The sequence below is a fragment of the Streptomyces sp. WM6372 genome (assembly GCF_001279655.1).
Taxonomy (GTDB): domain Bacteria; phylum Actinomycetota; class Actinomycetes; order Streptomycetales; family Streptomycetaceae; genus Streptomyces.
On sequence record NZ_LGDB01000210.1, the window covers coordinates 44,136 to 67,519 of the forward strand.

The 23,384-nt window shown below is 73.3% G+C and carries 21 protein-coding genes and 1 pseudogene; 8 read left to right on the top strand and 14 right to left on the bottom strand.

What is annotated here, in order from left to right; translation table 11 throughout:
* Positions 1-27: 27 nt before the first annotated feature.
* Together ADK52_RS28320 and ADK52_RS28325 are read left to right on the top strand one after the other, a co-directional pair.
* Positions 28-1,236 carry a glycine C-acetyltransferase gene (locus ADK52_RS28320; protein ID WP_053692687.1) on the top strand — a complete coding sequence of 403 codons (1,209 nt, stop codon included), beginning with the start codon at positions 28-30 and terminating at the stop codon, positions 1,234-1,236.
* A 41-nt stretch (positions 1,237-1,277) separates the two neighbouring features.
* Positions 1,278-2,192 carry a LysR family transcriptional regulator gene (locus ADK52_RS28325; protein ID WP_053692688.1) on the top strand — a complete coding sequence of 305 codons (915 nt, stop codon included), beginning with the start codon at positions 1,278-1,280 and terminating at the stop codon, positions 2,190-2,192.
* A 16-nt stretch (positions 2,193-2,208) separates the two neighbouring features.
* Here ADK52_RS28325 and ADK52_RS28330 read toward each other — a convergent pair whose 3' ends face one another.
* Positions 2,209-2,988, bottom strand: coding sequence for a DeoR/GlpR family DNA-binding transcription regulator (locus tag ADK52_RS28330; RefSeq protein ID WP_053692689.1), 780 nt, complete (start codon positions 2,986-2,988; stop codon positions 2,209-2,211).
* A 150-nt stretch (positions 2,989-3,138) separates the two neighbouring features.
* On the opposite strand from ADK52_RS28330, the gene ADK52_RS28335 reads away from it, so the two are divergent.
* Complete coding sequence (locus ADK52_RS28335; protein WP_053692690.1) at positions 3,139-4,041, top strand: SIS domain-containing protein; 903 nt, start codon at positions 3,139-3,141, stop codon at positions 4,039-4,041.
* The gene (locus tag ADK52_RS28340; protein ID WP_053692691.1) at positions 4,038-4,874 is read left to right on the top strand and encodes a class II fructose-bisphosphate aldolase; all 837 of its coding nucleotides are present in this window, start codon (positions 4,038-4,040) and stop codon (positions 4,872-4,874) included. Before ADK52_RS28335 ends, ADK52_RS28340 begins: the two co-directional genes overlap by 4 nt.
* A gap of 50 nt (positions 4,875-4,924) precedes the next feature.
* Here ADK52_RS28340 and ADK52_RS28345 read toward each other — a convergent pair whose 3' ends face one another.
* Entirely contained in the window at positions 4,925-5,737 is an 813-nt protein-coding gene (locus ADK52_RS28345; RefSeq protein WP_053692692.1) for a hypothetical protein, read from the bottom strand.
* Between the two features lie 181 nt (positions 5,738-5,918).
* Here ADK52_RS28345 and ADK52_RS28350 point away from each other — a divergent pair, with 181 nt between their 5' ends.
* Positions 5,919-7,109 (top strand): acyl-CoA dehydrogenase family protein, encoded by a 1,191-nt coding sequence (locus ADK52_RS28350; protein WP_053692693.1) that lies wholly within the window; start codon positions 5,919-5,921, stop codon positions 7,107-7,109.
* 49 nt (positions 7,110-7,158) lie between these two features.
* Here ADK52_RS28350 and ADK52_RS28355 read toward each other — a convergent pair whose 3' ends face one another.
* Entirely contained in the window at positions 7,159-8,100 is a 942-nt protein-coding gene (locus ADK52_RS28355; RefSeq protein ID WP_053692694.1) for an ADP-ribosylglycohydrolase family protein, read from the bottom strand.
* 160 nt (positions 8,101-8,260) lie between these two features.
* Positions 8,261-9,439: an agmatine deiminase family protein gene (locus ADK52_RS28360; protein WP_053692695.1), complete on the bottom strand. Its 1,179-nt coding sequence runs from the start codon at positions 9,437-9,439 to the stop codon at positions 8,261-8,263.
* Positions 9,440-9,614: 175 nt separating this feature from the next.
* On the opposite strand from ADK52_RS28360, the gene ADK52_RS28365 reads away from it, so the two are divergent.
* On the top strand, positions 9,615-10,274 hold the full coding sequence (locus tag ADK52_RS28365; RefSeq protein WP_053692696.1) for a TetR/AcrR family transcriptional regulator: 660 nt from the start codon (positions 9,615-9,617) through the stop codon (positions 10,272-10,274).
* A gap of 23 nt (positions 10,275-10,297) precedes the next feature.
* Here ADK52_RS28365 and ADK52_RS28370 read toward each other — a convergent pair whose 3' ends face one another.
* From ADK52_RS28370 to ADK52_RS28395, 6 genes are read right to left on the bottom strand one after another with little or no spacing between them, the layout of a single operon-like run.
* Positions 10,298-11,095, bottom strand: a complete 798-nt coding sequence (locus tag ADK52_RS28370) for an ABC transporter ATP-binding protein (RefSeq protein WP_053692697.1) — start codon at positions 11,093-11,095, stop codon at positions 10,298-10,300.
* Entirely contained in the window at positions 11,092-12,141 is a 1,050-nt protein-coding gene (locus tag ADK52_RS28375) for an ABC transporter ATP-binding protein (RefSeq protein ID WP_053692698.1), read from the bottom strand. Before ADK52_RS28375 ends, ADK52_RS28370 begins: the two co-directional genes overlap by 4 nt.
* Positions 12,138-12,995, bottom strand: a complete 858-nt coding sequence (locus ADK52_RS28380) for an ABC transporter permease (RefSeq protein ID WP_053692699.1) — start codon at positions 12,993-12,995, stop codon at positions 12,138-12,140. Before ADK52_RS28380 ends, ADK52_RS28375 begins: the two co-directional genes overlap by 4 nt.
* Positions 12,992-13,951 (bottom strand): ABC transporter permease, encoded by a 960-nt coding sequence (locus tag ADK52_RS28385; RefSeq protein ID WP_053692700.1) that lies wholly within the window; start codon positions 13,949-13,951, stop codon positions 12,992-12,994. The genes ADK52_RS28380 and ADK52_RS28385 overlap by 4 nt, the downstream gene beginning before the upstream one ends.
* Positions 13,948-15,654: an ABC transporter substrate-binding protein gene (locus tag ADK52_RS28390; protein WP_107090187.1), complete on the bottom strand. Its 1,707-nt coding sequence runs from the start codon at positions 15,652-15,654 to the stop codon at positions 13,948-13,950. The genes ADK52_RS28385 and ADK52_RS28390 overlap by 4 nt, the downstream gene beginning before the upstream one ends.
* Before the next feature lie 27 nt (positions 15,655-15,681).
* Positions 15,682-16,704 carry an agmatine deiminase family protein gene (locus ADK52_RS28395; RefSeq protein ID WP_053692701.1) on the bottom strand — a complete coding sequence of 341 codons (1,023 nt, stop codon included), beginning with the start codon at positions 16,702-16,704 and terminating at the stop codon, positions 15,682-15,684.
* 333 nt (positions 16,705-17,037) lie between these two features.
* On the opposite strand from ADK52_RS28395, the gene ADK52_RS28400 reads away from it, so the two are divergent.
* The gene (locus ADK52_RS28400; RefSeq protein ID WP_053692702.1) at positions 17,038-17,610 is read left to right on the top strand and encodes a TetR/AcrR family transcriptional regulator; all 573 of its coding nucleotides are present in this window, start codon (positions 17,038-17,040) and stop codon (positions 17,608-17,610) included.
* Positions 17,611-17,632: 22 nt separating this feature from the next.
* Here the strand turns inward: ADK52_RS28400 and ADK52_RS28405 are convergent.
* The 4 genes and pseudogenes from ADK52_RS28405 to ADK52_RS28420 all read right to left on the bottom strand — a co-directional run bounded on the left by ADK52_RS28405 (position 17,633) and on the right by ADK52_RS28420 (position 21,955).
* Positions 17,633-19,292: pseudogene (locus ADK52_RS28405) on the bottom strand (urease subunit alpha).
* Positions 19,289-19,990, bottom strand: a complete 702-nt coding sequence (gene ureA, locus ADK52_RS28410) for an urease subunit gamma (RefSeq protein WP_053692703.1) — start codon at positions 19,988-19,990, stop codon at positions 19,289-19,291. The pseudogene ADK52_RS28405 and the gene ureA overlap by 4 nt, the downstream one beginning before the upstream one ends.
* Before the next feature lie 108 nt (positions 19,991-20,098).
* Complete coding sequence (locus tag ADK52_RS28415) at positions 20,099-21,280, bottom strand: agmatine deiminase family protein (protein ID WP_053692704.1); 1,182 nt, start codon at positions 21,278-21,280, stop codon at positions 20,099-20,101.
* Between the two features lie 111 nt (positions 21,281-21,391).
* A complete protein-coding gene (locus tag ADK52_RS28420; protein ID WP_053692705.1) occupies positions 21,392-21,955 on the bottom strand; it encodes a TetR/AcrR family transcriptional regulator in 564 nt (187 codons plus the stop codon).
* Between the two features lie 152 nt (positions 21,956-22,107).
* Here ADK52_RS28420 and ADK52_RS28425 point away from each other — a divergent pair.
* A partial coding sequence (locus ADK52_RS28425) for a serine/threonine-protein kinase (protein ID WP_199828562.1) occupies positions 22,108-23,384 on the top strand: 1,277 nt, incomplete at its 3' end.

The window sequence follows — 23,384 nt, forward strand, 5'->3', positions numbered from 1 at the left end:
CCGCCGCACAAGGAGAAGCCGAAGCCCATGTTCGAGTCCGTACGCGAAGACCTCCGCACCACCCTCGACGAGATCCGCGCCGCGGGCCTGCACAAGCCCGAGCGCGTCATCGGCACCCCGCAGAACGCGGCCGTGGCGGTCACCGCCGGCGGCGCCCCCGGCGAGGTCCTCAACTTCTGCGCCAACAACTACCTGGGCCTGGCCGACCACCCCGACGTGGTCGCCGCGGCGAAGGACGCGCTGGACCGCTGGGGCTACGGCATGGCCTCGGTCCGCTTCATCTGCGGTACGCAGGAGGTGCACAAGGAGCTGGAGGCGCGGCTGTCCTCCTTCCTCGGCCAGGAGGACACGATCCTCTACTCCTCCTGCTTCGACGCCAACGGCGGCGTCTTCGAGACCCTGCTCGGCGCCGAGGACGCGGTGATCTCCGACGCCCTCAACCACGCCTCGATCATCGACGGCATCCGGCTCTCCAAGGCCCGCCGCTTCCGGTACGCCAACCGCGACATGGCCGAGCTCGAAGCCCGCCTGAAGGAGGCGACCGAGGGCGGCGCGCGGCGCAAGCTGATCGTCACCGACGGCGTCTTCTCCATGGACGGCTACGTCGCCCCGCTCGCCGAGATCTGCGACCTGGCCGAGCGCTACGACGCCATGGTCATGGTCGACGACTCGCACGCGGTGGGCTTCGTCGGCCCCGGCGGCCGCGGGACGCCCGAGCTGCACGGGGTCATGGACCGCGTCGACATCATCACCGGCACCCTCGGCAAGGCCCTCGGCGGCGCCTCCGGCGGCTACGTCGCGGCCCGCGCCGAGATCGTCGAGCTGCTGCGCCAGCGCTCGCGCCCGTACCTCTTCTCGAACTCCCTCGCCCCGGTCATCGCCGCCGCGTCCCTGAAGGTCCTGGACCTGCTGGAGTCGGCGGGCGACCTGCGCGAGCGGCTCGCCGCCAACACCGCGCTCTTCCGTACGAAGATGACCGAGGCCGGCTTCGAGATCCTCCCCGGCGACCACGCGATCGCCCCGGTGATGATCGGCGACGCGGCGGAGGCGGCCAAGATGGCGGAACTGCTGCTGGAGCGCGGCGTGTACGTGATCGGCTTCTCCTACCCGGTGGTCCCGATGGGCGCGGCCCGCATCCGGGTCCAGCTCTCGGCGGCCCACTCGACGGCGGACGTGGAGCGCGCGGTGGCCGCCTTCGCGGACGCCCGCGCGGCCCTGGCGGCGACGGAGGCCTGAGCGCGGGTCGGGCGGGGCGCTCCACCTGCGAGAATGGTGGGGTGATCGACCCCCGCCGGCTGCGCATCCTGCGGGCCGTGGCGGACCACCGTACGGTGACCGCCGCGGCCGCAGCCCTGTACCTCACCCCCTCCGCCGTCTCCCAGCAGCTCGCGGCGCTGGAACAGGAGACCGGGCACGCGCTGCTGACCCGCAGCGGCCGCGGCGTACGGCTGACGGCGGCCGGCGAGATCCTGCTCGGGCACGCACACGAGGTCCTCGCCCAGCTGGAGCGCGCCGAAGCCGAGCTCGCGGCCTACGCGGGAGGCGCGGCGGGCGAGGTGACGGTGGCCGCCTTCGCGACGGGCATCGCCGAGGTCCTCGCCCCGGCGATCGCCCGCCTGGCCCGCGAGCACCCGGGCATCCGCCTGCGCGTACGCGACGCGGAAGGCGATCAGAGCCTGCCGCTGCTGCTCGACGGCGAGGCCGACCTCGCGCTGGCCGTCGAGTACCGCGGCGCCCCGGGCGCCGACGACGGCCGCCTGTCGGTCCTCCCGCTGTACGCGGAGCCCTTCGACGCGGTGCTCCCCTCGGGGCACGTCCTGGCCGACCTCCCCGAGGTGCCGCTGGCGGACCTCTCCGGCGCGGACTGGGTGGGGCAGTACCCCGGGAACCCGTGCCACGACGTGACGCTGCTCGCCTGCGAACTGGCCGGCTTCCAGCCCCGGTTCGTGCACTCCTCGGACGATTTCCGCGCCGTGACGGCCCTGGTGGGCGCCGGGGCGGGGGTGGCCCTGGTCCCGCGCTCGGCGCTGCGCGGCATGGACCTCAAGGAGGTCCAGGTCCGCCCGGTGTCGGGCGCGACGCCCACCCGGAGGGTCTTCGCGGCGACCCGCCGGGGCGCGGAGTCCCACCCCCTGATCGCCCCGATCCTGGCGGCCCTGTCGGAGGAGGCGGGACGCCTGCCGGCGCACTGAGGCGCGGGGGCGGCCGTCAAACCCTCCGCACCTCCACACCCGCCGCCTCGAACTCGGCGGCGACCCGGTCCGGCAGGGCCGTATCCGTGACCAGGACGTCCACCGACCGGGTCGGGCAGATGCGGGCGAAGGCGCGGACCGCGAGTTTGCTGGAGTCCGCCGCGATCACCACCCGGCGGGCCCGTTCGCACAACAGCCGGTTCATCGCCGCCTCGTCCTCGTGGCGGGTCGCCGCGCCGTCCGCCGGGTCGAACGCGTCCACGCCGACCACCGCCGTGTCCATCGTCAGCTGGCCCAGGACCTGCTGGGCCAGCGGGCCCGTCAGCTCGTACGACTGGGGGCGGGCGACCCCGCCCGTCAGGACGATCTTGAACTGCGGTCTGATGACGAGCTCGCCCGCGATGTTCAGCGCGTTGGTCACCACCGTCAGTGCCGGCGTGCCCGTCGCCAGGTCCGGGCGGCCGGCCAGGGCGCGGGCCACCTCCGTGGTCGTGGTGCCGCCCGTCAGGCCGATCACCTCGCCCGGGGTGATCAGGGCCGCCACCGCCTCGCTGATCCGGTGCTTCTCCGCCGCGCGGCGCGAGGTGCGGTAGCGCAGCGGGAGTTCGTACGAGACGCCGTGCACCACCGCCCCGCCACGGGTGCGGACCAGCAGCTGCTGCTCGGCCAGCTGGTCGAGGTCGCGGCGGATGGTCGCGGCGGACACGCCGAGGGCCTCCGCCGTCGGCTCGACCTCCAGCTCGCCCCGCTCCACCAGCAGATCCAGCAGCGTCTGCCAGCGCTCCTTACGGGTCATGGACCCCACGGCGATCGACCCCCTCGGGTGTGCTCCAACGGCCTACGCGTCGACATTAACTCAGGAGATCAACCCCCTCGGGTGCTTGAAGTTGCGTGAAATAGGCCGCTACCTTGCAGGAAACTGCACCCACCACGCCAGGGAGCCGGCATGAGCCACGTCGCGTACGAGTTGGGCACGCAGCCCGAGTGCTGGGAGCGGGCCGCCGAACTGGCCCCGGCCCACCGGGCGTTGCTGCCGCAGCCGGGGGAGCGTACCGCGATCGTCGGGTGCGGGACCTCCTACTACATGGCCCAGGCGGCCGCCGCCCTGCGCGAGGAGGTGGGGCAGGGGGAGACCGACGCCTTCCCCGCCTCGGAGTACCCCCTGCACCGCCGCTACGACCGGGTCATCGCGCTCACCCGGTCCGGCACCACCACCGAGGTGCTCGACCTGCTGGCCGGGCTGCGGGACACCGGGGTGCGCACGACCGCCGTCATCGGGGACCCGGCGACCCCGGTGATGACCCTCGCCGACGAGCTCGTCGTCCTCGACTTCGCCGACGAGCGGTCCGTCGTGCAGACCCGCTTCGCGACCACCGCGCTGACCCTGCTGCGCGCCCACTTCGGCCGGCACACCCCCGCGGCCGTCGCCGACGCCCGGACCGCGCTCGCCGAACCGCTGCCCGAACAGGCGGCGAGCCGCGGCCAGTTCACCTTTCTCGGCCGCGGCTGGAGCGTGGGCCTCGCGCACGAGGCCGCGCTGAAGATGCGCGAGGCCTCCCTCTCCTGGGCCGAGTCGTATCCGGCGATGGAGTACCGGCACGGCCCGATCAGCGTCACCGGACCCGGCACCCTCACCTGGTCGCTCGGCGAGACCCCCGAGGGGCTCGCCGAGCAGGTGCGGGCCACCGGCGGCCAGTGGGTGGCCGGCCGGCTCGACCCGCTCGCCGAGCTGGTACGGGTCCACCGGCTGGCGCTCGCCGTGGCGGCCCACCAGGGCCTCGACCCGGACCAGCCGCGGAACCTGACCCGCTCGGTGATCCTCACCGCCGGTGAGGAGGCGGTCCGATGAGCCTCGTCTCCGCCGGGACGCTCGTCCTCGACGCGGCCGCCGCGGGCCGCGCCGTCGCCGCGTTCAACATCATCACGCTGGAGCACGCCGAGGCCGTCGTCGCCGGGGCGGAACGGGCGGGGCTGCCCGTCATCCTGCAACTCAGCGAGAACGCCGTGAAGTTCCGCGGCGGGCAGCTGCTGCCGATCTCGCGCGCCGCCGCCGCGTGCGCGGAGGCCGCCGGGATCCCGGTCGGCCTGCACCTCGACCACGTCAAGAGCCCCGACCTGCTCCGGCAGGCCGCGGACGCCGGGTTCAGCTCGGTGATGTACGACGCCGCGCAGCTCCCGTACGCGGAGAACCTGGAGGCCACCCGCTCCGCGGCCGACTGGGCGCACGCCAACGGGCTGTGGGTCGAGGCAGAGCTGGGCGAGGTGGGCGGGAAGAACGGCGCCGCGCCGCTGGACCCGCACGCGCCGGGCGCCCGTACGGATCCGGACGAGGCCCGGCGGTTCGTGGCCGACTCGGGCGTCGACGCGCTGGCCGTGGCGATCGGCAGCAGCCACGCCATGACCAGCCGCACCGCCGAGCTGGACCACGCGCTGCTGGCGCGCCTGGCCAAGACCGTGGACGTGCCGCTGGTGCTGCACGGCTCCTCGGGGCTGCCGGACGCGGAACTCGCGGCGGCGGTGGCGGGCGGCATCCGCAAGGTCAACATCGGCACCGCGCTGAACCTGGCCATGACGGAGGCGATCCGCACCCACCTGACCCCGGCGGACCCCCGGCCCTACCTGACGGCGGCCCGTACGGCGATGGCGGCGACGGCCGCGGCGATGATCACGGCGCTGAACTGACGGCGGGGCGGGGGCGGGGGTAGGGGCATCGGCCGGTCGGCGGCGGCCGGTCAGCGCGGGACGAGCCGGGCCTGGTGGCACGTGAGGGCGTGCCAGCGGGCCCGGTCCGGCGTCGCCCCCGGCTCCAGGGTGCGACTGGCCTCGATCGCGGTGACGTGGCGGTCGGTGGACAGGCACAGGAGGACGAACAGGTCGGTGTGCGTGGGCTCGACGGTCTCCTCGTAATACCACTCGGCCGTGACGGTCCGCCGGTCGGCCAGGAAGGGCCGCTGGAGGAAGTCCTGCACGTCGAGGGGGAAGTGCCCGAGCACCCCCTGCGCCTCCGGCGGGTCCAGGACCAGCCGTTCCACCGGCGCGCCGGGACGGCCGGGCGCCGCGCCCGCGCCGCCGCCCGCCCGCGGCGGACGCGCGTCGAAGGAACGGGTCCGCAGCGAGCCGGGCTCCACCCGGGCCCGCTCGCCCCGGTGCTCCTGCGCCCGCCCGTTGTGGTACACCGGCTGGACCCGGCACAGGCCCCGGTCTCCCAGCACCAGTGCGAACGGCGTGCCGTCGGAGTAGACCCGGGCCCACCACACCAGGGACCGGCCGGCCTTCTCCAGCGTCTTGGCCCGTACGTCGTCCGGCAGCAGCTCCCAGGCGCGCAGGCGGTCGGGGGTCTCGGGGTCGACGGGCAGGGTTCCCGGCTCGTGGACCTGGGTCACGCCCCCGGAGTCCTCGGCCCGGCCGGCGGGCAGCCGGTCCTGACGCCCCGGCATCCGGTCCTGGCGTTCCGGTGTCCGGCCCTGACGCCCCGGCGTCGGGTCCCGGTGCTCCGGCAGCCGGTCCCGCCCGGCGAATTCCCGCTCCCAGGCCTGCTCGTCCACGTGTCCCCCCGGATCCTCGAACTCCCGCGCCCCGCAGGCCCATTGTCCGCCAAGGGCCGTCGCTGCGCGGCCGGTCGGCGGAAACCGCGGCCCGCGAGCCTTCCCCCTTCTTGGAACACGTTCTACTCTGTGCGCCGCCACCACAGCGAACCGGCTGGACCGCGAGACACCCGGAGGGGCCGTGCACCTCGAATACACGCCTGAGCAGCAGCAGTTGCGCACCGAGCTGCGCGCCTACTTCGCCGAGCTGGTGCCGCAGGACGTCTACGCCCGCTACGAGGACCCCGCCGCCCAGAAGCGCTTCTACCGGGAGACCATCCGCAAGCTCGGCGCCGACGGCTGGCTCGGGGTCGGCTGGCCCAAGGAGTACGGCGGCCGCGGGATGTCGCCCATGGACCAGTTCATCTTCTTCGACGAGGCCGCGCAGGCCGTCGTACCGCTGCCGCTGATGGCGCTCAACACCGTCGGCCCCACGATCATGCAGTTCGGCACCGACGAGCAGAAGTCGTACTTCCTCCCGCGCATCCTCTCCGGCGAGATCGACTTCGCCATCGGCTACAGCGAGCCGGACGCCGGTACGGACCTCGCCGCCCTCAAGTGCAAGGCCGTCCGCGAGGGCGACGAGGAGAGCGGCACGTACGTGGTCAACGGGCAGAAGATCTGGACCACGAACGGGGACACCGCCGACTGGGTCTGGCTCGCCGTCCGCACCGACCCTGACGCCCCCGCGCACAAGGGCATCACCATGCTCCTGGTCCCGACCGCCGACCCCGGCTACTCCTGCACCCTGATCAACACCCTCGCCTCGCACGACACCACCGCCAGCTACTACGAGGACATCCGGGTCCCCGCGAGCCGCCGCGTCGGCCAGGAGAACAAGGGCTGGCGCCTGATCACCAACCAGCTCAACCACGAGCGCGTCACCCTCGCCGCGCACGGCACCATGGCCATCCGCGCCCTGCACGACGTCCAGCGCTGGGCCGCACGGACCAAGCTCGCCGACGGCCGCCGCGTCATCGACCTCTCCTGGGTCCGCGCCCGCCTCGCCCGCACCCACGTCCGCCTCGACGCGATGAAGCTGCTCAACTGGCAGATGGTCAACGCGGTCCAGGACGGCACCCTGACCCCGCAGGACGCCTCCGCGGTCAAGGTGTACGGCTCCGAGGCCCGCAGGGACGCGTACGCCTGGCTGATGGAGGTCGTCGGCGCGGCCGGCTCCCTCAAGGACGGCTCCGCGGGCGCGGTCCTGCACGGCGAACTCGAACGCGGCTACCGCAGCGCGGTCATCTTCACCTTCGGCGGCGGCAACAACGAGATCCAGCGCGAGATCATCTCCTGGATCGGCCTGGGCATGCCCCGAGTCCGCCGCTGAACGCCGCGACGGGGAACCGTGGTCGGCCCCGACGGGCGGAGAGCGGGAGTCAAGACCGGGAACGGATCCCGCTCCGGTCGGTCGCCGGCACGGCCGGGGGCAGCGGTTCACGGGCCGCGTGCCAGGCGGGCGGAAGGGTCGCGACGCCCGTGCGAGCGGCGATGACCCCGCCCGCGATGGCGCACGTGGTGTCGATGTCGCCGCGCCCGGCGACGGTGGACCACAGGCCCTCGTGCAGGTCGTCGAGGTGTCCCGCCGCGCACCAGAGGGCGTAGGGGACGGTGTCGGGTCCGGACATCCGGTAGCCGGAGCCCAGGACCTCCGCGGCGTGGCGGACCGAGGTGTGCTCCGGCATCCGGGCCGCGATCCGCACCCCGGAGCGGACGTCGCCGACGGGGAGCCGCTCGGCGACAGCCCGGAGGAACTCCGGCCGCGCCGGGGCCGGGCCGCCCCGGCTGCGGGTGGCCAGCGCCGCGGCCACGGCGACCGCCACCGCCGCGGTGACGGCCTCCGGGTGGTGGTGCGAGACCGCGCTCTGCCGCGCGGCCTGCTCGGCGACGGTGTCGAGGTCCGCGGCGTGCCAGGCACCCAGCGGGGCGACGCGCATGGCCGCGCCGTTGCCCCAGGAGCCGAGGCCGTCGAACTGGCCGGCGACCACCTCCGGCCAGGGCTCACCGGAGCCGATCCGGCGGAGCACGTCGTGCATCGAGGCTCCGTAGCCGCGGTGCGTGTCGTCGGCGTAGGCCTCGGCGAGGCGCTCGGCGAAGCGGTCCTGGTCGACGGTGCCGCCGCCCTCGGCGAGTTCCCGGACGAGAACGACCGCTTGGGCGGTGTCGTCGCTCCACCGCCACAGCGGCTCCGGGGGCGGGATCCGTGCCTCCAGGGCGGCCGGGCCCTCGCGGCGCAGGATGCCGAACCAGCGGTCACCGAAGGCGTCGCCGAAGGCGAGCCCGGACAACGAGTCCAGCGCGGCGGCAGGTGGGTCGATCATCGGAGCAGTATCACAAGGCGACGGCGCCCCCGGCACTCCGATTTCGGCGCGGCGGCCGCGCAACGGGTCGACGGGTCAACGGGTTCAGGGCCCCGAGTGCCCCGGTGAAGGTCTCTTCACCGGGGCCCCGCATGCCGTGCGGTGGGTGCGGTGGGTGCGGTTACGGGGCTGGCTGCTGCTGCGTGACGCAGTGGATGCCGCCGCCGCCCGCGCCGAGGCTGTCGATGTTGAGCTGTTCGACCGTGCGGCCCGGGAAGAGGCGCTGGAGGGTGGACTTGGCTGCGGCGTCCGCGCGGGTGTCACCGAACTGGGGCGCTATGACCGCCCCGTTGCACACGTAGTAGTTGGCGTACGCGCCCACGAAGTTCGGGTCGGTGGACCGGATGAGGTCGTAGTCGGGGCCCTGGAGCTTGGTGACCGAGATGGGGTTGCCCTGGGCACCGGTGGAGGTGGAGAGGATCTGGTACTGCTGGCGCGCGTCGTTCGACCAGGGGTCGGTGTCGCGCGCCGGCGGCATCTGGACCAGCCCCTGGCCGGGGGCCAGGAAGCGGGAGGTGGCATCGACGTGGTCGTCGGTGATGTCCCGGCCGAGGACGCCCTTGAACCAGATCACCTTGGAGGCTCCGAAGGCGCCGCACATCGCCGCCTCGATCTGTGACTGCGTCAGGCCGGGGTTGCGGTCGGGGTTGATGATGCTGCTGCGGGTGGCCATGAGCGTGCCGGCGCCGTCCGTCTCCACCGCGCCGCCCTCGCCCACGAAGGCGGCCGTGGTGAACGGGACCCCGACGTAGGCCGCGATCCGCGAGGCGACCAGGGAGTCCTTGGCGTGGGTCTGCTGGTTGCCCCAGCCGTTGAAGTTCAGGCCGACCGTATCGAGGCCGCCCGCGCCGTTCGTACGGAACACCGGTCCGCTGTCGCGCATCCAGCAGTCGTCGACGGGGATCGTGCCGATCACCGTGACGCCCGGTCCGCAGGCGCTCTTCGCCTTCGAGACGCTCGCCGGGTTGGCGCACATGACGACCGGCTCGTACGGGGCGACGGTCTTCGCGATGAGCGCGATGTTGGCCTGGACGCCCGCCAGCTTCCGCCCCCAGATGGCCGAGCTGTCCGGCCAGGCCATCCAGGTGCGGGTGTGCCGGACGGTGTCGAGCGGGACTGTGAACCCGTCGGCGGCCGCGGCCCTCCCCGAGGGGCGGGTGGCCGCGAAGGCCTCGCCGCCGGCCGCCGCCAGTGCGGCGCCGGCGGCCGCGAGACCTGCCGCCGTCAGGAAGCCTCGCCTGTCCAGGGTCCGCCGCGGCGTTCTGCCGGCCGGGCCCTGGGGTGCAGCGTGATCGTTCATCACTGTTCTCCGATCAGCCAGGGGTGGATCGCTCCACCGATTGGCCCGGAACGTATTACTGACCGAGCGCTCGGTCAATAATTCGTGCAGCCTCAACTTGCTTGTATGAAAAGGGAGTTGGAGGGTCTTGATCGTTCTTCCGGTGCGGCGGAAGCGGGGTCGTTAGAGTGACGCCGTGGCAGCAGAACTGGCAGCACAGGCCGAGGACGGGCGGCGGCCGTCCCCTCCCTCCCGCACCACCCGCACGTCCCGTACCTCCGCCAAGGGCGAGCAGACCCGCGCGCGGCTGATCGCCGCCGCCCGTACCCTGCTGGCCGGCGAGGGATTCGCCCGCTTCAGTACCCGCAACGTCGCCGCGCTCTGCGGGATCTCGCACGGGATGTGCCACTACCACTTCCAGGACCGCACCGACCTGATCGTGGCCGTGGTGGAGGACATCGGGCCCGAGTGGATCGGGCCGATGGAAGCCGCGGTCGACCGCCCCGGCTCCTTCGCCGAGCGCGCCGAGCGCGTGATCGGACTGCTCGCGCAGCCCGAGGGCCCGGACCTCTCACGCCTGCACTCCGCCCTCCACTGGTTCGCGCTGAACGACGACCGGGTCCGGACCGCGGTGGACGGGGAGTACCGGCGCTGGCGCGCGTGCTTCGTCCGGCTGTTCCAGGTGCTGGCGGACGAGCAGGGCGGCGCCTTCGACCCCGTTGCGCCGGGAACGGCGCTGGCCGCCGCCGCCGACGGGCTCGCCGCCCTCCAGTCCCTGGACCCCCGCGTCGACCCCGAGGCGACCGTACGCATCCTCGTCGAGGGCCTCACCGCGGCGGTCGTGCGCCGCCCCTGAGCCCCGTCGCGCCGCACGCCCCCTCAGAGGGCGCGCCGCGCCGCCGCGATGCCCTGCGGATCCCAGCCCGGCCGGGGGACGGACTCCAACAGCAGCCGGGTGTAAGGGTGTTCCGGTGCGGCGAGGACCTGAGCGGTCGGGCCCGACTCGACGATCCGGCCGTGCCGCATGACGACGACATCGTCGGTGACACAGCGCACGACGCCGAGGTCATGGGTGATGAACAGGTAGCCGATGCCCGTCTGTTCACGGATGTCGGCGAGCAGGTTCAGGATCTGCGCCTGTACGGACACGTCCAGCGCGGCCACCGCCTCGTCGAGCACCAGGACGGCGGGCTCCACCGCCAGCGCCCGGGCGATCGCCACGCGCTGGCGCTGACCGCCCGACAGCTGCCGCGGCAGGGCGTCCGCCTCCCGGGCCCCCAGACCCACCTGGTCGAGCAACTCGGTGACGCGCCGGCCGTGGTCGGCGTCGGGGAAGTGCAGCCGCAGGGTCTCGCGGAGCGCCCCGCCCACGCTCGTGCGCGGGTCGAGGGAGAGGAACGGGTCCTGGAAGACCATCTGCACCTCCCGGGCCCGCGCGAGGCGCTGGGCCTTGCCCCGCACGCGATCGCCCCGGTCCCGGCCGTGGACGAGGACCTGGCCGGCGTCCGCCCGTTCGAGACCGACGACGATACGGGCGGTGGTCGTCTTCCCCGAGCCCGATTCGCCGACGATCCCGACCGAGCCGCCTTCGGCCAGCCGGAACGAGACGTCGTCCACCGCCCGGACGGGCCCGTACGCCCGGTGCAGGCCGACGGCCTCCAGCACGGTCTTCCTCATCGGTGGCTCTCCTTTCGGGCGGGGGACCCGTCCTGCCCGGCCGACGCGGCGCGGACCCGGTCACTGTGGTGGCACGAGGCGAGATGACCAGCCGCCCCCACGGCGCCCGCCCCGGACGCAGCGCCCGCCACGCCCTCCACGAGCGGCAGCAGGGCCGGCGCCTCCCGGCCGCACACGTCGGTCGCGTACGCACACCGCGCCGCGAACGGGCACCCCACCACCTCCTCGCGCAGGCTCGGCGGCCGGCCCTCGATCGCGGCGAGCCGGCCCCGCGGCGCGTCCAGCCGAGGGGTCGAGTCGAGGAGCGCGGCCGTGTACGGGTGGCGCGGGCGCGCGAACAGCTCCTGGGCGGGGCCCGTTTCCACGATCCGGCCCGCGTACATCACGTACACCCGGTCGCTGATGGCCGCGGCGAGCCCGAGGTCGTGGGTGACGAACAGCAGCCCGGTGCCGAAGCTCTCGCGCAGCTCGCCGAGGAGCGCCACCACCTCCGCCTGCGTCGTGACGTCCAGGGCGGTGGTGGGTTCGTCGGCGAGGATCAGCGCCGGGTCGCCCATCAGCGCGGCCGCGATCATGACCCGTTGCAGCATGCCGCCGGAGAGCTGCCCCGGGTACGTGCGCAGCGCGGCCGCCGAGAGGCCGACGGCCTCCAGGCGCCGCACCGCCCGCGCCTGCGCCGCCTCCTTCTTCATCCGGGAGTTCAGGCGCAGGCTCTCGGTGAGGAAGTCGCCGACGCGGCGCATGGGGTTGATGGCGGCCCGGGGGTCCTGGAAGATCATGGCCGCGGTGCTCGTCCGCAGGAGCCGAAGCTGCCCGGCGGTCATCGTCAGGACGTCGTCGCCGACGACCCGCACCGACCCCTCCGCCACCGCACCCGCCGGAAGCAGGCCGAGCACGCTGCGCGAGGTGAGGGTCTTGCCGGAGCCGGATTCTCCGACCAGGGCCACGGTCTCCCGGGCGGCGACGGTGAGGTCGACGCCGTCGAGGACGGGCCTGGCACTGTCCCGCAGCCGAAGCCGCAGCGCCCGGATGTCGAGGGTGTTCAACGGTCCCTCCTGGCGACCTTGTCGGCCTGGCGTTCGCCGACGACGTTGAAGGCGACCACGGTCAGCACGATGGCCGCGCACGGCACGATCGCCGAGAGCGGGTACCCGGACTGGATGGCGGTCTTGCCGTCGAAGACCATGCGGCCCCAGTCGGGCGTCAGGGCGGGGACGCCCAGGCCGAGGAAGGAGAGGCCGGCCAGGTCGATCAGCGCGTAGCCGAAGTTGATCGTGGACTGGGCGAGGACGACCGGGGCGACCCCGGGTACGACGTGCCGCAGGCAGATCTGGAGCCCGGAGTGGCCCTGCACCCGGTAGGCCTCCACGTACGGGCGCATCCGCTCGGCGAGGACGAGGGAACGGGTGAGCCGGCTCACGTACGGGAGGTACGCGATCGCCAGCGCGATGACCGGCGCCAGCAGCCCCTCCCCGTAGACCGACACGATCAGGATGGCCAGCAGCATGCCGGGGAAGGCGAAGACGAGCTCGGTGCTGCGCGACAGGACGGAGTCCAGCCAGCCGCCCCGCCAGGCCGCGGCCGTCCCGATGGCGACCCCGGCCAGGGTGGAGAAGACCACCACCCCGAGCGGGCCGAGCACGGAGGTACGGGCGCCCAGGACCAGCCGGGACAGCGTGTCGCGGCCGGAGGCGTCGACCCCGAGGAGGTGCTCGGCGGACGGCCCGGCCAGGGCGTTGCCCAGGTCGACGGCGTTCGGATCGTACGGGGCGACCCAGGGGGCGACCAGGGCGGTGAGCACGACCAGGGCGACGAAGCCCAGGCAGAGCGCGGACAGGGGGGCGCGCGAGCTACGGATCCGGGCGAGCCCGGGCCGGCGCAGCAGGGCGGTGGCGCTCATGCGGCCTGCTTCCGGGGGCCGAGGGCGACCCGGGGGTCGACCAGCGGATGGAGGAGGTCGACGAAGAGGTTCACGGTCATGAACAGGGCGACCATGATGAGGGAGATGGCCTGCACCGTGGGGAAGTCCTTGGTGGTGGTGGACAGTTCGAGGAGCTGGCCGATGCCGCCCACGCTGAACGCGGACTCCACCAGGACGGTGGTGACCAGCAGGGTGGAGACGATCAGGCCGCCGGTGGTGAGCACGGTGCCCAGGGCGTTGCGGAACACGTGCCGCCGGACCACCAGGTGTTCGGCGACCCCGCGGCTGCGGGCGACGGTGACGTGCTCCTGGCCGAGGACTTCGAGCATCGCGGCCCGGGTGACACGGGCGAGCATCCCGATCAGGTAGAGGGCCAGCGCGACGGCGGGCAGCGTCAGGTGCCACAGCATCTGGCCGAGGCCCTCGCCCGTGCCCCCGGTGGGGAACCAGTGCAGTTTCACCGCGAACAGGCCCTGGAGCAGGACCGCGGCCACGAACGACGGGGTGCCGATCGCGAAGGTGGTGGTGACGAGGATCGTCGAATCGGCGGCGCCGCCGCGGACCGCGCCGACCCAGCCCAGCAGCAGGCCGGCGGCGAGGACCAGGACGAGCGCCATGGAGATCAGCAGCAGGGTGCTGGGCAGCCGGTCCGCCAGCAGCCGGGACACGTCGGTGCGGTACGTGATCGAGCGCCCGAAGTCGCCCTGCACCACCTGGCCGAGCCAGCGCACGTACTGCACCGCGAACGGATCGTCCAGGTGGTACTGCGCGTTGATCGCCCGCAGCGCCTCCGGCGAGGCCGACCGCCCGGCGAGCAGGAAGCTCGCCGGATTGCCGGGCGCCAGGTACATCGCGCCGAAGATGACGAACGAGGCGCCGAACAGTGTGGCGGCCATCTCGGCCAGCCGGCGTACGGCGAATCTCAGGAAACTCATCGCGCGGCCGCCCCGACATCGGCGGCCCACGGGTAGTACAGGTACGAGATGGTGGTGGGCGCGCCGGTGATCCGCTTGTTCAGGAAGACGGCCGTCGGCCACTCGGCCACGGGGATCCACAGGACCTCGTCGGCCGCCTTCTTCTGCAGCTGGGCGGCCGTCGCCATCCGGCGGGCCGGGTCGTAGTCGGCTCGGGCCTTGGTGACGAGGTCGTCGTAGGCCGGATCGCTGTAGCCGGCGTAGTTCTGGAACGCCCCGGTCTGGAAGTTGCTCAGCAGGTCCATCGGGTCGGTGATGGAGTCGTAGTACGTCTCGGGGAACATGTCCAGGCCCTCGCGCGCCTGGGGGTCGGTGAACAGGGCGGTGAAGGCGTTCGGGGCGATGGTCTTCAGCTGGACGTCGAGCCCGATCCTGGACCCGGCGGCCTGCACCGCGGTGGCCAGCAGCGACACGTCCTGGCCGATCGCGCTGGTGGCGATGGTCACCGTCTTGCCGGTGGCGCCCGCCTCCTTGATGAGGGCCTTGGCCTGTTCGATGTTCTGCTCGGGTGACGGCAGCCCGTCGAAGGCGGCCTTGCGGACGTCCTCGGGGGCCGCGGCCCAGACGGCCTTGGTGGTGAGGGAGTTGGTGGCGGTGCCCGCGCCGCCCAGACCCGCCTTGACGAACCCCCGGCGGTCCAGCGCCATGGACAGGGCCCGGCGGACCCGTACGTCGCCGAGCGCGCCCTTCATGCTGGTGACGTTGACGTTGACGGTGCTGAGCCCCTCGCCGAAGTAGAGTGTGCCCACCCCGCTCTTGCCCAGCCGGTCGTAGCTCTCCGTGGGGATCAGGTATCCGCCGTCGGCCTCGCCGCTCAGCATGGCGTTGGTGCGGGCGGACGGGTCGGTGAGGAAGGTGAAGACCGCCTTCGCCGATTTCGCCTTGGTGCCCCAGTAGCCGTCGAAGCGCTGGAGCTCGATCGACTGGCCCTTGTTCCACGCGCCGAGCGTGAAGGGGCCGGTGCAGTCCAGGCTGCCCGAGGTGCCGTAGTCCTTGCCCGCCTTCTCGACACCGGCCTTCGAGGCCACGACACCGGCGGCGGTCGCCATGTACTGGGGGAACTGCGCGTCCGGCTGCTTCAGCTTGACCGTGACCTGGAGCGGGCCCGTCTTGGTGATCGACTCGACGTTGGCGAAGTTGCTGTTCCAGGCCGATCCGCCCTCCGGGTCGAGCTGCCGGCCGAGGCTGAAGACCACGTCGTCGGCGGTCATCACGCCGCCGTCGTGGAACTTCACGCCCGGGCGGAGGTCGTAGACCCAGGTGTTCGGGTCGGGGTTGGCGGCCTTCTCGGCGAGGCCCGGAGCCATGGTGAGCTGCGGGGTCCACCGCATCAGGCTCTCGCAGACGTTGGAGACGATGGTGTTCTGCGGGTAGTCGAAGGCGGCGATGTAGTCGAGCGTGGGCGGTTCTGCGTACAGGGCCCAGGTGAAGGAGTCCAGTTCGCCGGCGGCGGCGGGGGTGCCCGCGGAGAGTTTGAACGCGGCGCTCCCGGGGGCCGGTCCGTCCTTGGGCGGGCCGGAGCAGGCGGCGGCCAGGGAGACGGCGGCGAGGGCGATGAGGGCGGCGGCGGTGCGGGAGGCGGTGGTACGGGTGCCGGCGGTACGGGCGGCGGCGGTATGGGCGGCGGCGGTACGGGCCCCGGACCGGGGAAGGGATCTCGGCATCGGTGCTCTCTCTTCCTTGCTCGGCGCTCAGCGGGAGGTGGCGACGGGCACCGGGGACGGCACCTGCTGGGTGATGCAGTGGACGCCGCCGCCCCCGTACGCGATCACGCGGGAGCGGACGCCGACGACCTTGCGGCCGGGCAGCGCGGCCGCGATGACGGCGAGCGCCCCCTCGTCCTCGGGGACGCCCGCGACCGGGACGACGACCCCGCCGTTGGCGATGTAGAAGTTCAGGTAGCCGACCTCGGTCTCCCGGCCGGCCACCTCGACGAAGGCGCTCTGCGGCAGGTCGATGATCTCCAGTCGGCGCCCGGCGGCGTCGGTGGCCTCCTCCAGGACGGCGCGGTTCACGCGCATCCGCTCGTGGTCGGGGTGCTCCGGGTCGCTCGGCAGCTGCACGACGACCTTGCCGGGGGCGACGAAGGCGCAGACCCCGTCCACGTGGCCGTCGGTCTCGGTGTCCAGCAGACCGCCGTACGGCAGCCAGATCACCTTGGTGGCGCCGAGCCGGGCGATCAGCTCGGCCTCGATCTCCTCCTTGCTCATCCCCGGGTTGCGGTTGGGGTGCAGCAGGCACTGCTCGGTGGTGATCAGCGTGCCCTCGCCGTCGACGGTGATCGCGCCGCCTTCGAGGATCATCGGGGAGGCGATGCGCTCCACGCCGAGCTGCTCCAGCAGGGCGGCGGCTATCTTGTCGTCGGTGTCGTACGGATGGTGCTTGCCGCCCCAGGCGTTGAAGCGGAAGTCCACCCCCGCACGCCGTCCGTCGGGCCCGAGCACGAAGATCGGCCCGGAGTCGCGGAACCAGGAGTCGTCCAGCGGCAGTTCCACGACCGTGACGCCCTCACCGCACCGCTCGCGGGCCTCGGCGCCGGCGCCGGGCAGCGCCACCATGGTCACCGGCTCGAACTGCGCGATCGCGCTCGCGACCTGCGCGTACTCCGTCTTCACCTCGTCGAAGACCTCGCCCCACAGCTCCTGACGCGTGGGCCAGGCCATCAGGCAGCCCTCGTGCTCGGTCCACTCGGCCGGCATCCGGAAATCCGTCATGATCACTCCTGCGTGAATATTCAGTCAGTGTGGGAAGGGGGACTGCGTCTGCGGTAGGGAGAAGGAGGGGGAGGAGCGGCGGGTGCTGTCCCGCCGGTGTCCCGCATCCTCCTCCGTACTGAAAATTCAGTCAATGGTTCTGGCCAAGCAGCTGCCGAATCGGCCAGAGGTGCGCCCCGCGCGGGGGAGCCGCGGGCGCGCGGCGATCGGATTCGTCCGGGCGATCGGCCCCTGATCAGGGAGGATCGAGGCATCGCCGCGGCAAAAGGGCCCCTGATACTCTGGTCAGGAAATAGCCCCAGGTGACGGACTCGGCGGGTAGAGTGACACCTCGTGTCAGACCGTCGAACGGAAATACTCAGGGCCGCCACGCGAGTGATCGCGCGCCGCGGCGTGCGCGGACTGCGCGTGGGAGAGCTCGCCGCCGAAGCGGGGGTGTCCACCTCGCTGATCTACTACCACTTCACCGATCGCGCCGGGATCCTCCGCCGGACCCTGGAGTTCATCAGCGACCGCGCCGACCGTTACACGGCGGAGCGCGATCCCGGACTGGACTGCGTGGACCCGCGGACCGAGTTGGCGCAGGTACTGCTCCTCGAACTCCAGGACACCCCGGAGGTACGGGAGAACAGCACCGCGTGGGGAGAGCTCAGGGCCAGCGCCGTCTTCGACGCCGACCTGCGCGAGGACGTGGCCAAGGCCACGCACACCTGGGTGCACGAGATCGCCGACCTCCTCGCGCACGCCCGGCCCATGGGCACGGCTCCGGCGCACGCCGCCGCGGCCGAACGCCTGACGGCCCTCCTCGAAGGCCTCAGCGTCCGCTGGCTCAGCGGCTCGCTGCCCCTGGAGCACGCACGCCGGCTCCTCATGGACGCCATCGAGGTGGAACTGAACCACCGCTGAGCCCGGGGGTGTTCGAAGCCGGCTACAGGAAGTAGAGGCGGCTGAGCGAGACCGAATCGGTGGGTGCCGAGACGAGGGGCTCGCCGTCCAGCGAGACCAGGCCCGTGCCGGGGTGTACGTCGACCGTGCCGGTACGGGCGTTGCGGAGCATGTTCCCCGGTCCGATGCCCCGGGTCCCGCGGACCGCCACGCGCCGTCGGCGCGTCGGCATCTGATCGCCGTTCCGGACGGCGGCCTCCGCGACGAACGCGACCGAGATGTCGGCGGCCGTGGCGCCGTGGGCTCCGAACTGCGGTCCGAGGACGAGCGGTTCGCACCGGTCGGTGGAGGCGTTCGGATCGCCGGTCACCCCGTACGCGGGGAAACCGGCCTTGAGGACCAACTGCGGTTTGGCGCCGAAGTACTGCGGCCACCACAGGACGATGTCCGCGAGCTTGCCGACCTCGATCGAGCCGACCTCGTGCGCGAAGCCGTGGGCGATGGCGGGGTTGATGGTCAGCTTGGCCATGTAGCGCAGGACGCGCTCGTTGTCGTCGCCGCTCGCCTCCGTACCGTACGAGCCCTCGCCGTCCAGGGGGCCGAGCTCGGCCTTCATCTTCCCGGCCATGGCGAACGTACGGCGTACCGTCTCGCCGGCGCGGCCCATGCCCTGGGCGTCGGAGGAGGTGATGCCGATGACCCCGAGGTCGTGCAGGACGTCCTCGGCGCCCATCGTCCCGGCCCGGATCCGGTCGCGGGCCATCGCGGCGTCGCCGGGCAGGTCGACCTTGAGGTCGTGCGCCGAGACGATCATGCCGTAGTGCTCGGCGACCGCGTCCCGGCCGAAGGGCAGGGTGGGGTTGGTGGAGGAGCCGATGACGTTCGGCACGCCCGCCATCTTCAGTACGTTGGGGACGTGTCCGCCGCCGCAGCCCTCGATGTGGAAGGCGTGGATGGTGCGCCCGTCCAGGACGCGCAGGGTGTCCTCGACGGACAGGCACTCGGAAGCCCGAGGCACCGCCCTCGGCCAGGGCCTCGATCAGCGGAGCCGGGTCGGAGGAGGAACCACGGGCCAGGAACCCGATGTTGACGGGCCAGGCGTCGAAGGCGTTGAACGCGTGGCGCAGCGCCCAGGGGGAGTTGACGCCCACCGCCCAGACCGGGCCGAACTCCTGGCCGATGATCGTGGTGACGCCGGAGGCCAGCGAGGCCTCCATGATCCGGGGCGAGAGCAGGTGGACGTGCGTGTCGACGGCGCCGGCGGTGGCGATCATGCCCTCGCCGGAGACGATGGTCGTCCCGGTGCCGACCACGACCTCGACCCCGTCCAGCGTGTCGGGGTTCCCCGCCCGCCCGATGGAGGCGATACGGCCCTCGCGGATGCCGATGCTGGTCTTGCGGATGCCGAGGACGGCGTCGATCACGAGGACGTTGCTGATGACCAGGTCGCAGGTCTCGCGGACCGCGGCGGCCTTCAGGTGCAGGCCGTCGCGGGCGGTCTTGCCGAAGCCGGCCAGGAACTCGTCGCCGGGCCGCTGCGAGTCGTGCTCGACCCGCACGATGAGGCCCGAGTCGCCCAGCCGTACCCGGTCCCCGGCCCGCGGCCCGTGGACGGCGACGTAGTCGTACGGGTCCGTGCTGCCGGCCGGGGCCGCGCCGGGCCGGCCGTGACAGCCGGCGGCGTCGAAGATGCTGCCACTCATGCCTGCTCCTGGTATGCGGTGAGGTAGCCCGTGGCCCGGGCCTTGGCCAGCGCCGCCTCGCGGGCGCCCGGGGCGTCCAGCGGGCCGTCGACGAGCCCGGCGAAACCGATGGCCACGCGCGCCCCGCCGATCGGCAGGAGCTCCACGAAGACGGTGGACCCGGAATCGAAGCGGACCGTGGAGCCGGCCGGGACGGCGAGCCTCGTGCCGTACGCCGCCGCGCGGTCGAAGGCGAGGCGGGGGTTCGCCTCGAAGAAGTGGAAGTGCGAGGAGACGCTGATCGGCACGGTCGCGGTGTTGCGCACCGGCAGGCGCAGCGTCGGCTCGACGCTCTGGTAGCCCTCGCCGTCCCCGGGAATGGTCGCACCGGGGGCGGCGAGGCCGAGTGAACCCCGTTGCCCGAACGGGTCGTCGATGACGCAGAGCCGGGTCCCGTCGTCGAACACCGCCTCGACCTGGAGGCCGGTGACCACGTCGGGCACGCCGGGCAGTACGTCCTCGGCGCCGAGGACGCTGCGCCCGGCCTCGATCGCCTCGGCCAGGCGGCGGCCGTCCCGGGCCGCCTCGCACACGGTGTCCGTGATCAGCGCGGTCGCTTCGGGAACGTTGAGCTTCACACCCCGGCGGCGCCGGGCGCGGGCCAGTTCCGCTGCCGTGAAGATCAGCAGCCGGTCCCGCTCGGTGGGTGTCAGTCGCATACTGCCTCGTCTGGAAGGGATACGGCGGACTGGTGCCCGGAGGTCCTGCCCGGAGGTCCTGCCCGGAGGTCTGGGCCGGAGGTCTGCCCGGCGGTCCGTCCGGCGGTCTTACGGGAGCGGCTCGTGCATCGTGGAGCAGTGGATGCCGCCGCCGCCCGCCATCAGCCGGTCGACGTCGATCTGGATGACGGCCCGCCCCGGGAAGGCCTCCGCGAGGGCGCGCTGGGCGGCGGCGTCCTTCACCGCGTCCCCGAACTGGGCGGTGATGACCGCTCCGTTGACCACGTGGAAGTTGAGGTAGGAGTCGACGAACTGGGAGTCCTTCGACCGGACGGTGTCGGGGCCCTCCACCCGGATCACCCTCAGCCGCCGCCCCCGGGCATCCGTGGCCCGGGAGAGGATCGAGAGCTGCTCGCGGGCGTCGCGGGCCCAGACGTCGTCGCGGTCCGCGGGCGGGACCTGCACCATCACCACACCCGGGCGTACGAAGCGCGAGGTCACGTCGATGTGGTCGTCCGTGATGTCCTTGCCCTTGATGCCGGGGACCCAGATCATCTTGTCCGCGCCGTACGCGTGGAGGACGGCGTCCTCGATCTCGGCCCTGCTCATGCCCCGGTTGCGGTTCTTGTTGACCAGGCTGCTCTCCGTGGCCATGACGGTGCCGTCGCCGTCCGTCTCGATCGCCCCGCCCTCACCGACGAAGTCCGTCCTGACGAAGGGCAGTCGGCCGTCGTCCGCGACGAGCCGCGCGACATCGGCGTCGTAGGAGTGCGTCTGCTTGTCGCCCCACCCGTTGAAGTTGAGGCCGAGGGCCTCGAGGCCGCCGCGGCCGTCTCGGCGGAAGACCGGTGCGATGTCCCGCATCCAGAGGTCGTCCGTGGGGATCGAGTCGAGCACGGTGACCCCCGGACCGCACAGGGCCCGGGCCCTGGCGGCCGTGGAGGAGTCCGGGGCGCACAGGACGACCGGCTCGTAGCGGGCGACGGTCCGGGCGATCAGCGCGATGTCCTCCTGTACCCCGGCGAGGCGCCGGCCGCCCCAGATGGACGAGCGGGACGGCCAGGACATCCAGGTACGCGCATGCGGTACGTCGTCCCGGTCGACCCAGCGGCTCGGTATCGCGGCGCTCGCCCGCTGCGGGGCCGCGGCCATGGAGCCCAGCGCCACACCCGCGGCTCCGAGCCCCGCGGCGCCGAGCCCCGCGGCGCCGAGGACGCGCCTGCGGGAGGGCTGGCCGGAGCCGAACAGGCGGCTGAGGAGGGAGCGGCTGTTCTCGTGGGAGGTGCTCATGTCCCGACTCTGTCATTGACTGAAAATTCAGTCAAGACGTGGGATGAACAGAAGCCCCCACCCGGAGGCAGGGGCTGGGGGATGGGCCGGGGAAGGAGCTCGGCGCGGCGGCTACCCGCCCGGCTGCGCCAGGTTCCGGAGCTCTGCCGTGATGGCCGTCGTCACCAGTTCGCGCGCGTGCGCCAGCGGCAGGCTGCCGCTCAGCCAGCGCGAGCTCAGGCCCTCCACCAGGGCCGTCAGCCGCTCGGCGGCGCCGGCGAGCGCCGCGGCTCCCGCCATGGGCCGGACCCGGCCCAGCAGCTCGCCCACTTCCTGGACCCAGACGAGCGTGGCGCGGGCCAGGTCCTCGCGCAGGTCGGGGTCGAAGACGGCCGTCGCGCGGAGCTCTCCCCAGGCCGTGCTGTTCTCCCGCACCTCGGGGCTGTCCTGGAATTCGAGGAGGAGGGTCTCCTCCAGCTCGCCCCGCGCGTCCAGCGGGGGAGCGTCGGCCTCCCGCTCCGTGGTGTACCGTCCGGCGCGGTCGTTGATGAACTCCAGCGTCGCGCGCAGGATTCCGGCGCGGTCCTTGAAGTGGTAATAGATCAACGCCGTGGACACGCCCGCCTCGGCGGCGAGCTCCTCCACGCGCAGGCCGCGCACGCCGCGTCGGGCGATGACCCGCGCGGCCCCTTCCATGATTGCTGTTCGACGGTCCGCCACGCCGACACCCTACCTGGGCGCGCATGACGCCTACGACCCCCTTCCTGACTGAAATTACAGTCGGATAGGATCCGAGGCCGTTCGGGCGACCGCACAGCCGCCGATCCGCCCTCGTCGCCGGGAGAGCCATGACGACACGACACCCGGGTACCGCCCCGCACCACCTCCAGGCCCCCGCCGCCGACGATCCGCGCGAAGTGGGCGGCTACCGCGTGGTCGCGCGGCTCGGCGCCGGCGGGATGGGCCGGGTCTACCTCGCCTACACCCCGGGCGGGCGCCCCGTGGCGCTGAAGGTGGTCCGGCCCGAGCTCGCGGGAGATCCCGAGTTCCGCCGCAGGTTCGCGCAGGAAGTGGCCAGCGCGCAGCGCATCCACGGGCTGTACACCGCCCAGGTCGTCGACTCGGGCAGCGACGACCCCACGCCGTGGCTGGCCACCACCTACGTCCCCGGCCCCTCGCTCCAGCAGGCGGTGCACGCGTACGGCCCGCTGCCCGCGCGTACCGTTCTCCTGCTCGTCGCCGGCATCGCCGAGGCGCTCCAGGAGATCCACCGGGCGGGGGTGGTCCACCGCGACCTGAAGCCCGCCAACGTCCTGATCGCCGCCGACGGACCCCGCGTCATCGACTTCGGCATCGCGCGGGCCGCGGACGCCGGCGCGCTGACCGGCACCGGGCTGCGCGTGGGCACGCCCGCCTTCATGGCCCCCGAACAGGCGCTGGGCCGGCCGGCGGGCCCGGCCACCGACGTCTTCGCCCTGGGCGCGCTCGCCGCCTACGTGGCCGGGGGCGTGCCGCCCTTCGGCGCGGGCCCCGACTCCACCGCCCTGTACCGGGTGGTGCACGAGGAGGCGGACCTCAGCGCGGTCCCGGCCGGGCTGCGGCCGCTGCTGTGGCACTGCCTGGCCAAGGATCCGGCGCACCGGCCGACCACCGCCCAGGTGATCGAGGCCGTACGCAGCCACCCCGCGGCCGGCGGGGAGCTGCGCTTCACCGACGACTGGCTGCCGCACCAGGTCACCACCGAGCTCCGCCGCCATGCCGACCTGCCCGTACCGCCGGACGGCGCGCCCGCCGCCAGACCCGCCCCCGCGCCCACCACCGCGCCCGCGCCCGCCACCGCCTTCGACGCGGCGCACACCGTCGCCGCCCCGCGCGCACCGCGGACTCCCGGGCAGGATCCGGCCGGGGCCGCGCGACCGCCGGCGGCGCAGGACCCGCAGCCGCGCGGCCGCAGACGGGCGCCGGCGGCCGGGCGCGGGCGGGGCCGTACGGTGGCGGTGGCCGGCGCCGCCCTGCTGCTGGGCGCCGCCGGGGCCTTCGCGCTGCTCGACCCGTACTTCGAGGGCGGCGAGGATGACGCCGCCGGCCCGGCCGAGGTCGCCGCTGGGGCGCCCGCCTCCACCCC

What these genes read in the sequence shown, in the direction of transcription:
- ADK52_RS28330 (WP_053692689.1), bottom strand. Translation starts at nt 2,988, where the DNA reads ATGACCCGTAAGGAGCGCTGGCAGACGCTGCTGGATCTGCTGGTGGAG.
- ADK52_RS28320 (WP_053692687.1), top strand. Translation starts at nt 28, where the DNA reads ATGTTCGAGTCCGTACGCGAAGACCTCCGCACCACCCTCGACGAGATC.
- ADK52_RS28380 (WP_053692699.1), bottom strand. Translation starts at nt 12,995, where the DNA reads ATGAGCGCCACCGCCCTGCTGCGCCGGCCCGGGCTCGCCCGGATCCGT.
- ureA (WP_053692703.1), bottom strand. Translation starts at nt 19,990, where the DNA reads ATGCGACTGACACCCACCGAGCGGGACCGGCTGCTGATCTTCACGGCA.
- ADK52_RS28395 (WP_053692701.1), bottom strand. Translation starts at nt 16,704, where the DNA reads ATGACGGATTTCCGGATGCCGGCCGAGTGGACCGAGCACGAGGGCTGC.
- ADK52_RS28390 (WP_107090187.1), bottom strand. Translation starts at nt 15,654, where the DNA reads ATGCCGAGATCCCTTCCCCGGTCCGGGGCCCGTACCGCCGCCGCCCAT.
- ADK52_RS28335 (WP_053692690.1), top strand. Translation starts at nt 3,139, where the DNA reads ATGAGCCACGTCGCGTACGAGTTGGGCACGCAGCCCGAGTGCTGGGAG.
- ADK52_RS28420 (WP_053692705.1), bottom strand. Translation starts at nt 21,955, where the DNA reads ATGGAAGGGGCCGCGCGGGTCATCGCCCGACGCGGCGTGCGCGGCCTG.
- ADK52_RS28415 (WP_053692704.1), bottom strand. Translation starts at nt 21,280, where the DNA reads ATGAGCACCTCCCACGAGAACAGCCGCTCCCTCCTCAGCCGCCTGTTC.
- ADK52_RS28370 (WP_053692697.1), bottom strand. Translation starts at nt 11,095, where the DNA reads ATGAGGAAGACCGTGCTGGAGGCCGTCGGCCTGCACCGGGCGTACGGG.
- ADK52_RS28355 (WP_053692694.1), bottom strand. Translation starts at nt 8,100, where the DNA reads ATGATCGACCCACCTGCCGCCGCGCTGGACTCGTTGTCCGGGCTCGCC.
- ADK52_RS28385 (WP_053692700.1), bottom strand. Translation starts at nt 13,951, where the DNA reads ATGAGTTTCCTGAGATTCGCCGTACGCCGGCTGGCCGAGATGGCCGCC.
- ADK52_RS28360 (WP_053692695.1), bottom strand. Translation starts at nt 9,439, where the DNA reads ATGAACGATCACGCTGCACCCCAGGGCCCGGCCGGCAGAACGCCGCGG.
- ADK52_RS28340 (WP_053692691.1), top strand. Translation starts at nt 4,038, where the DNA reads ATGAGCCTCGTCTCCGCCGGGACGCTCGTCCTCGACGCGGCCGCCGCG.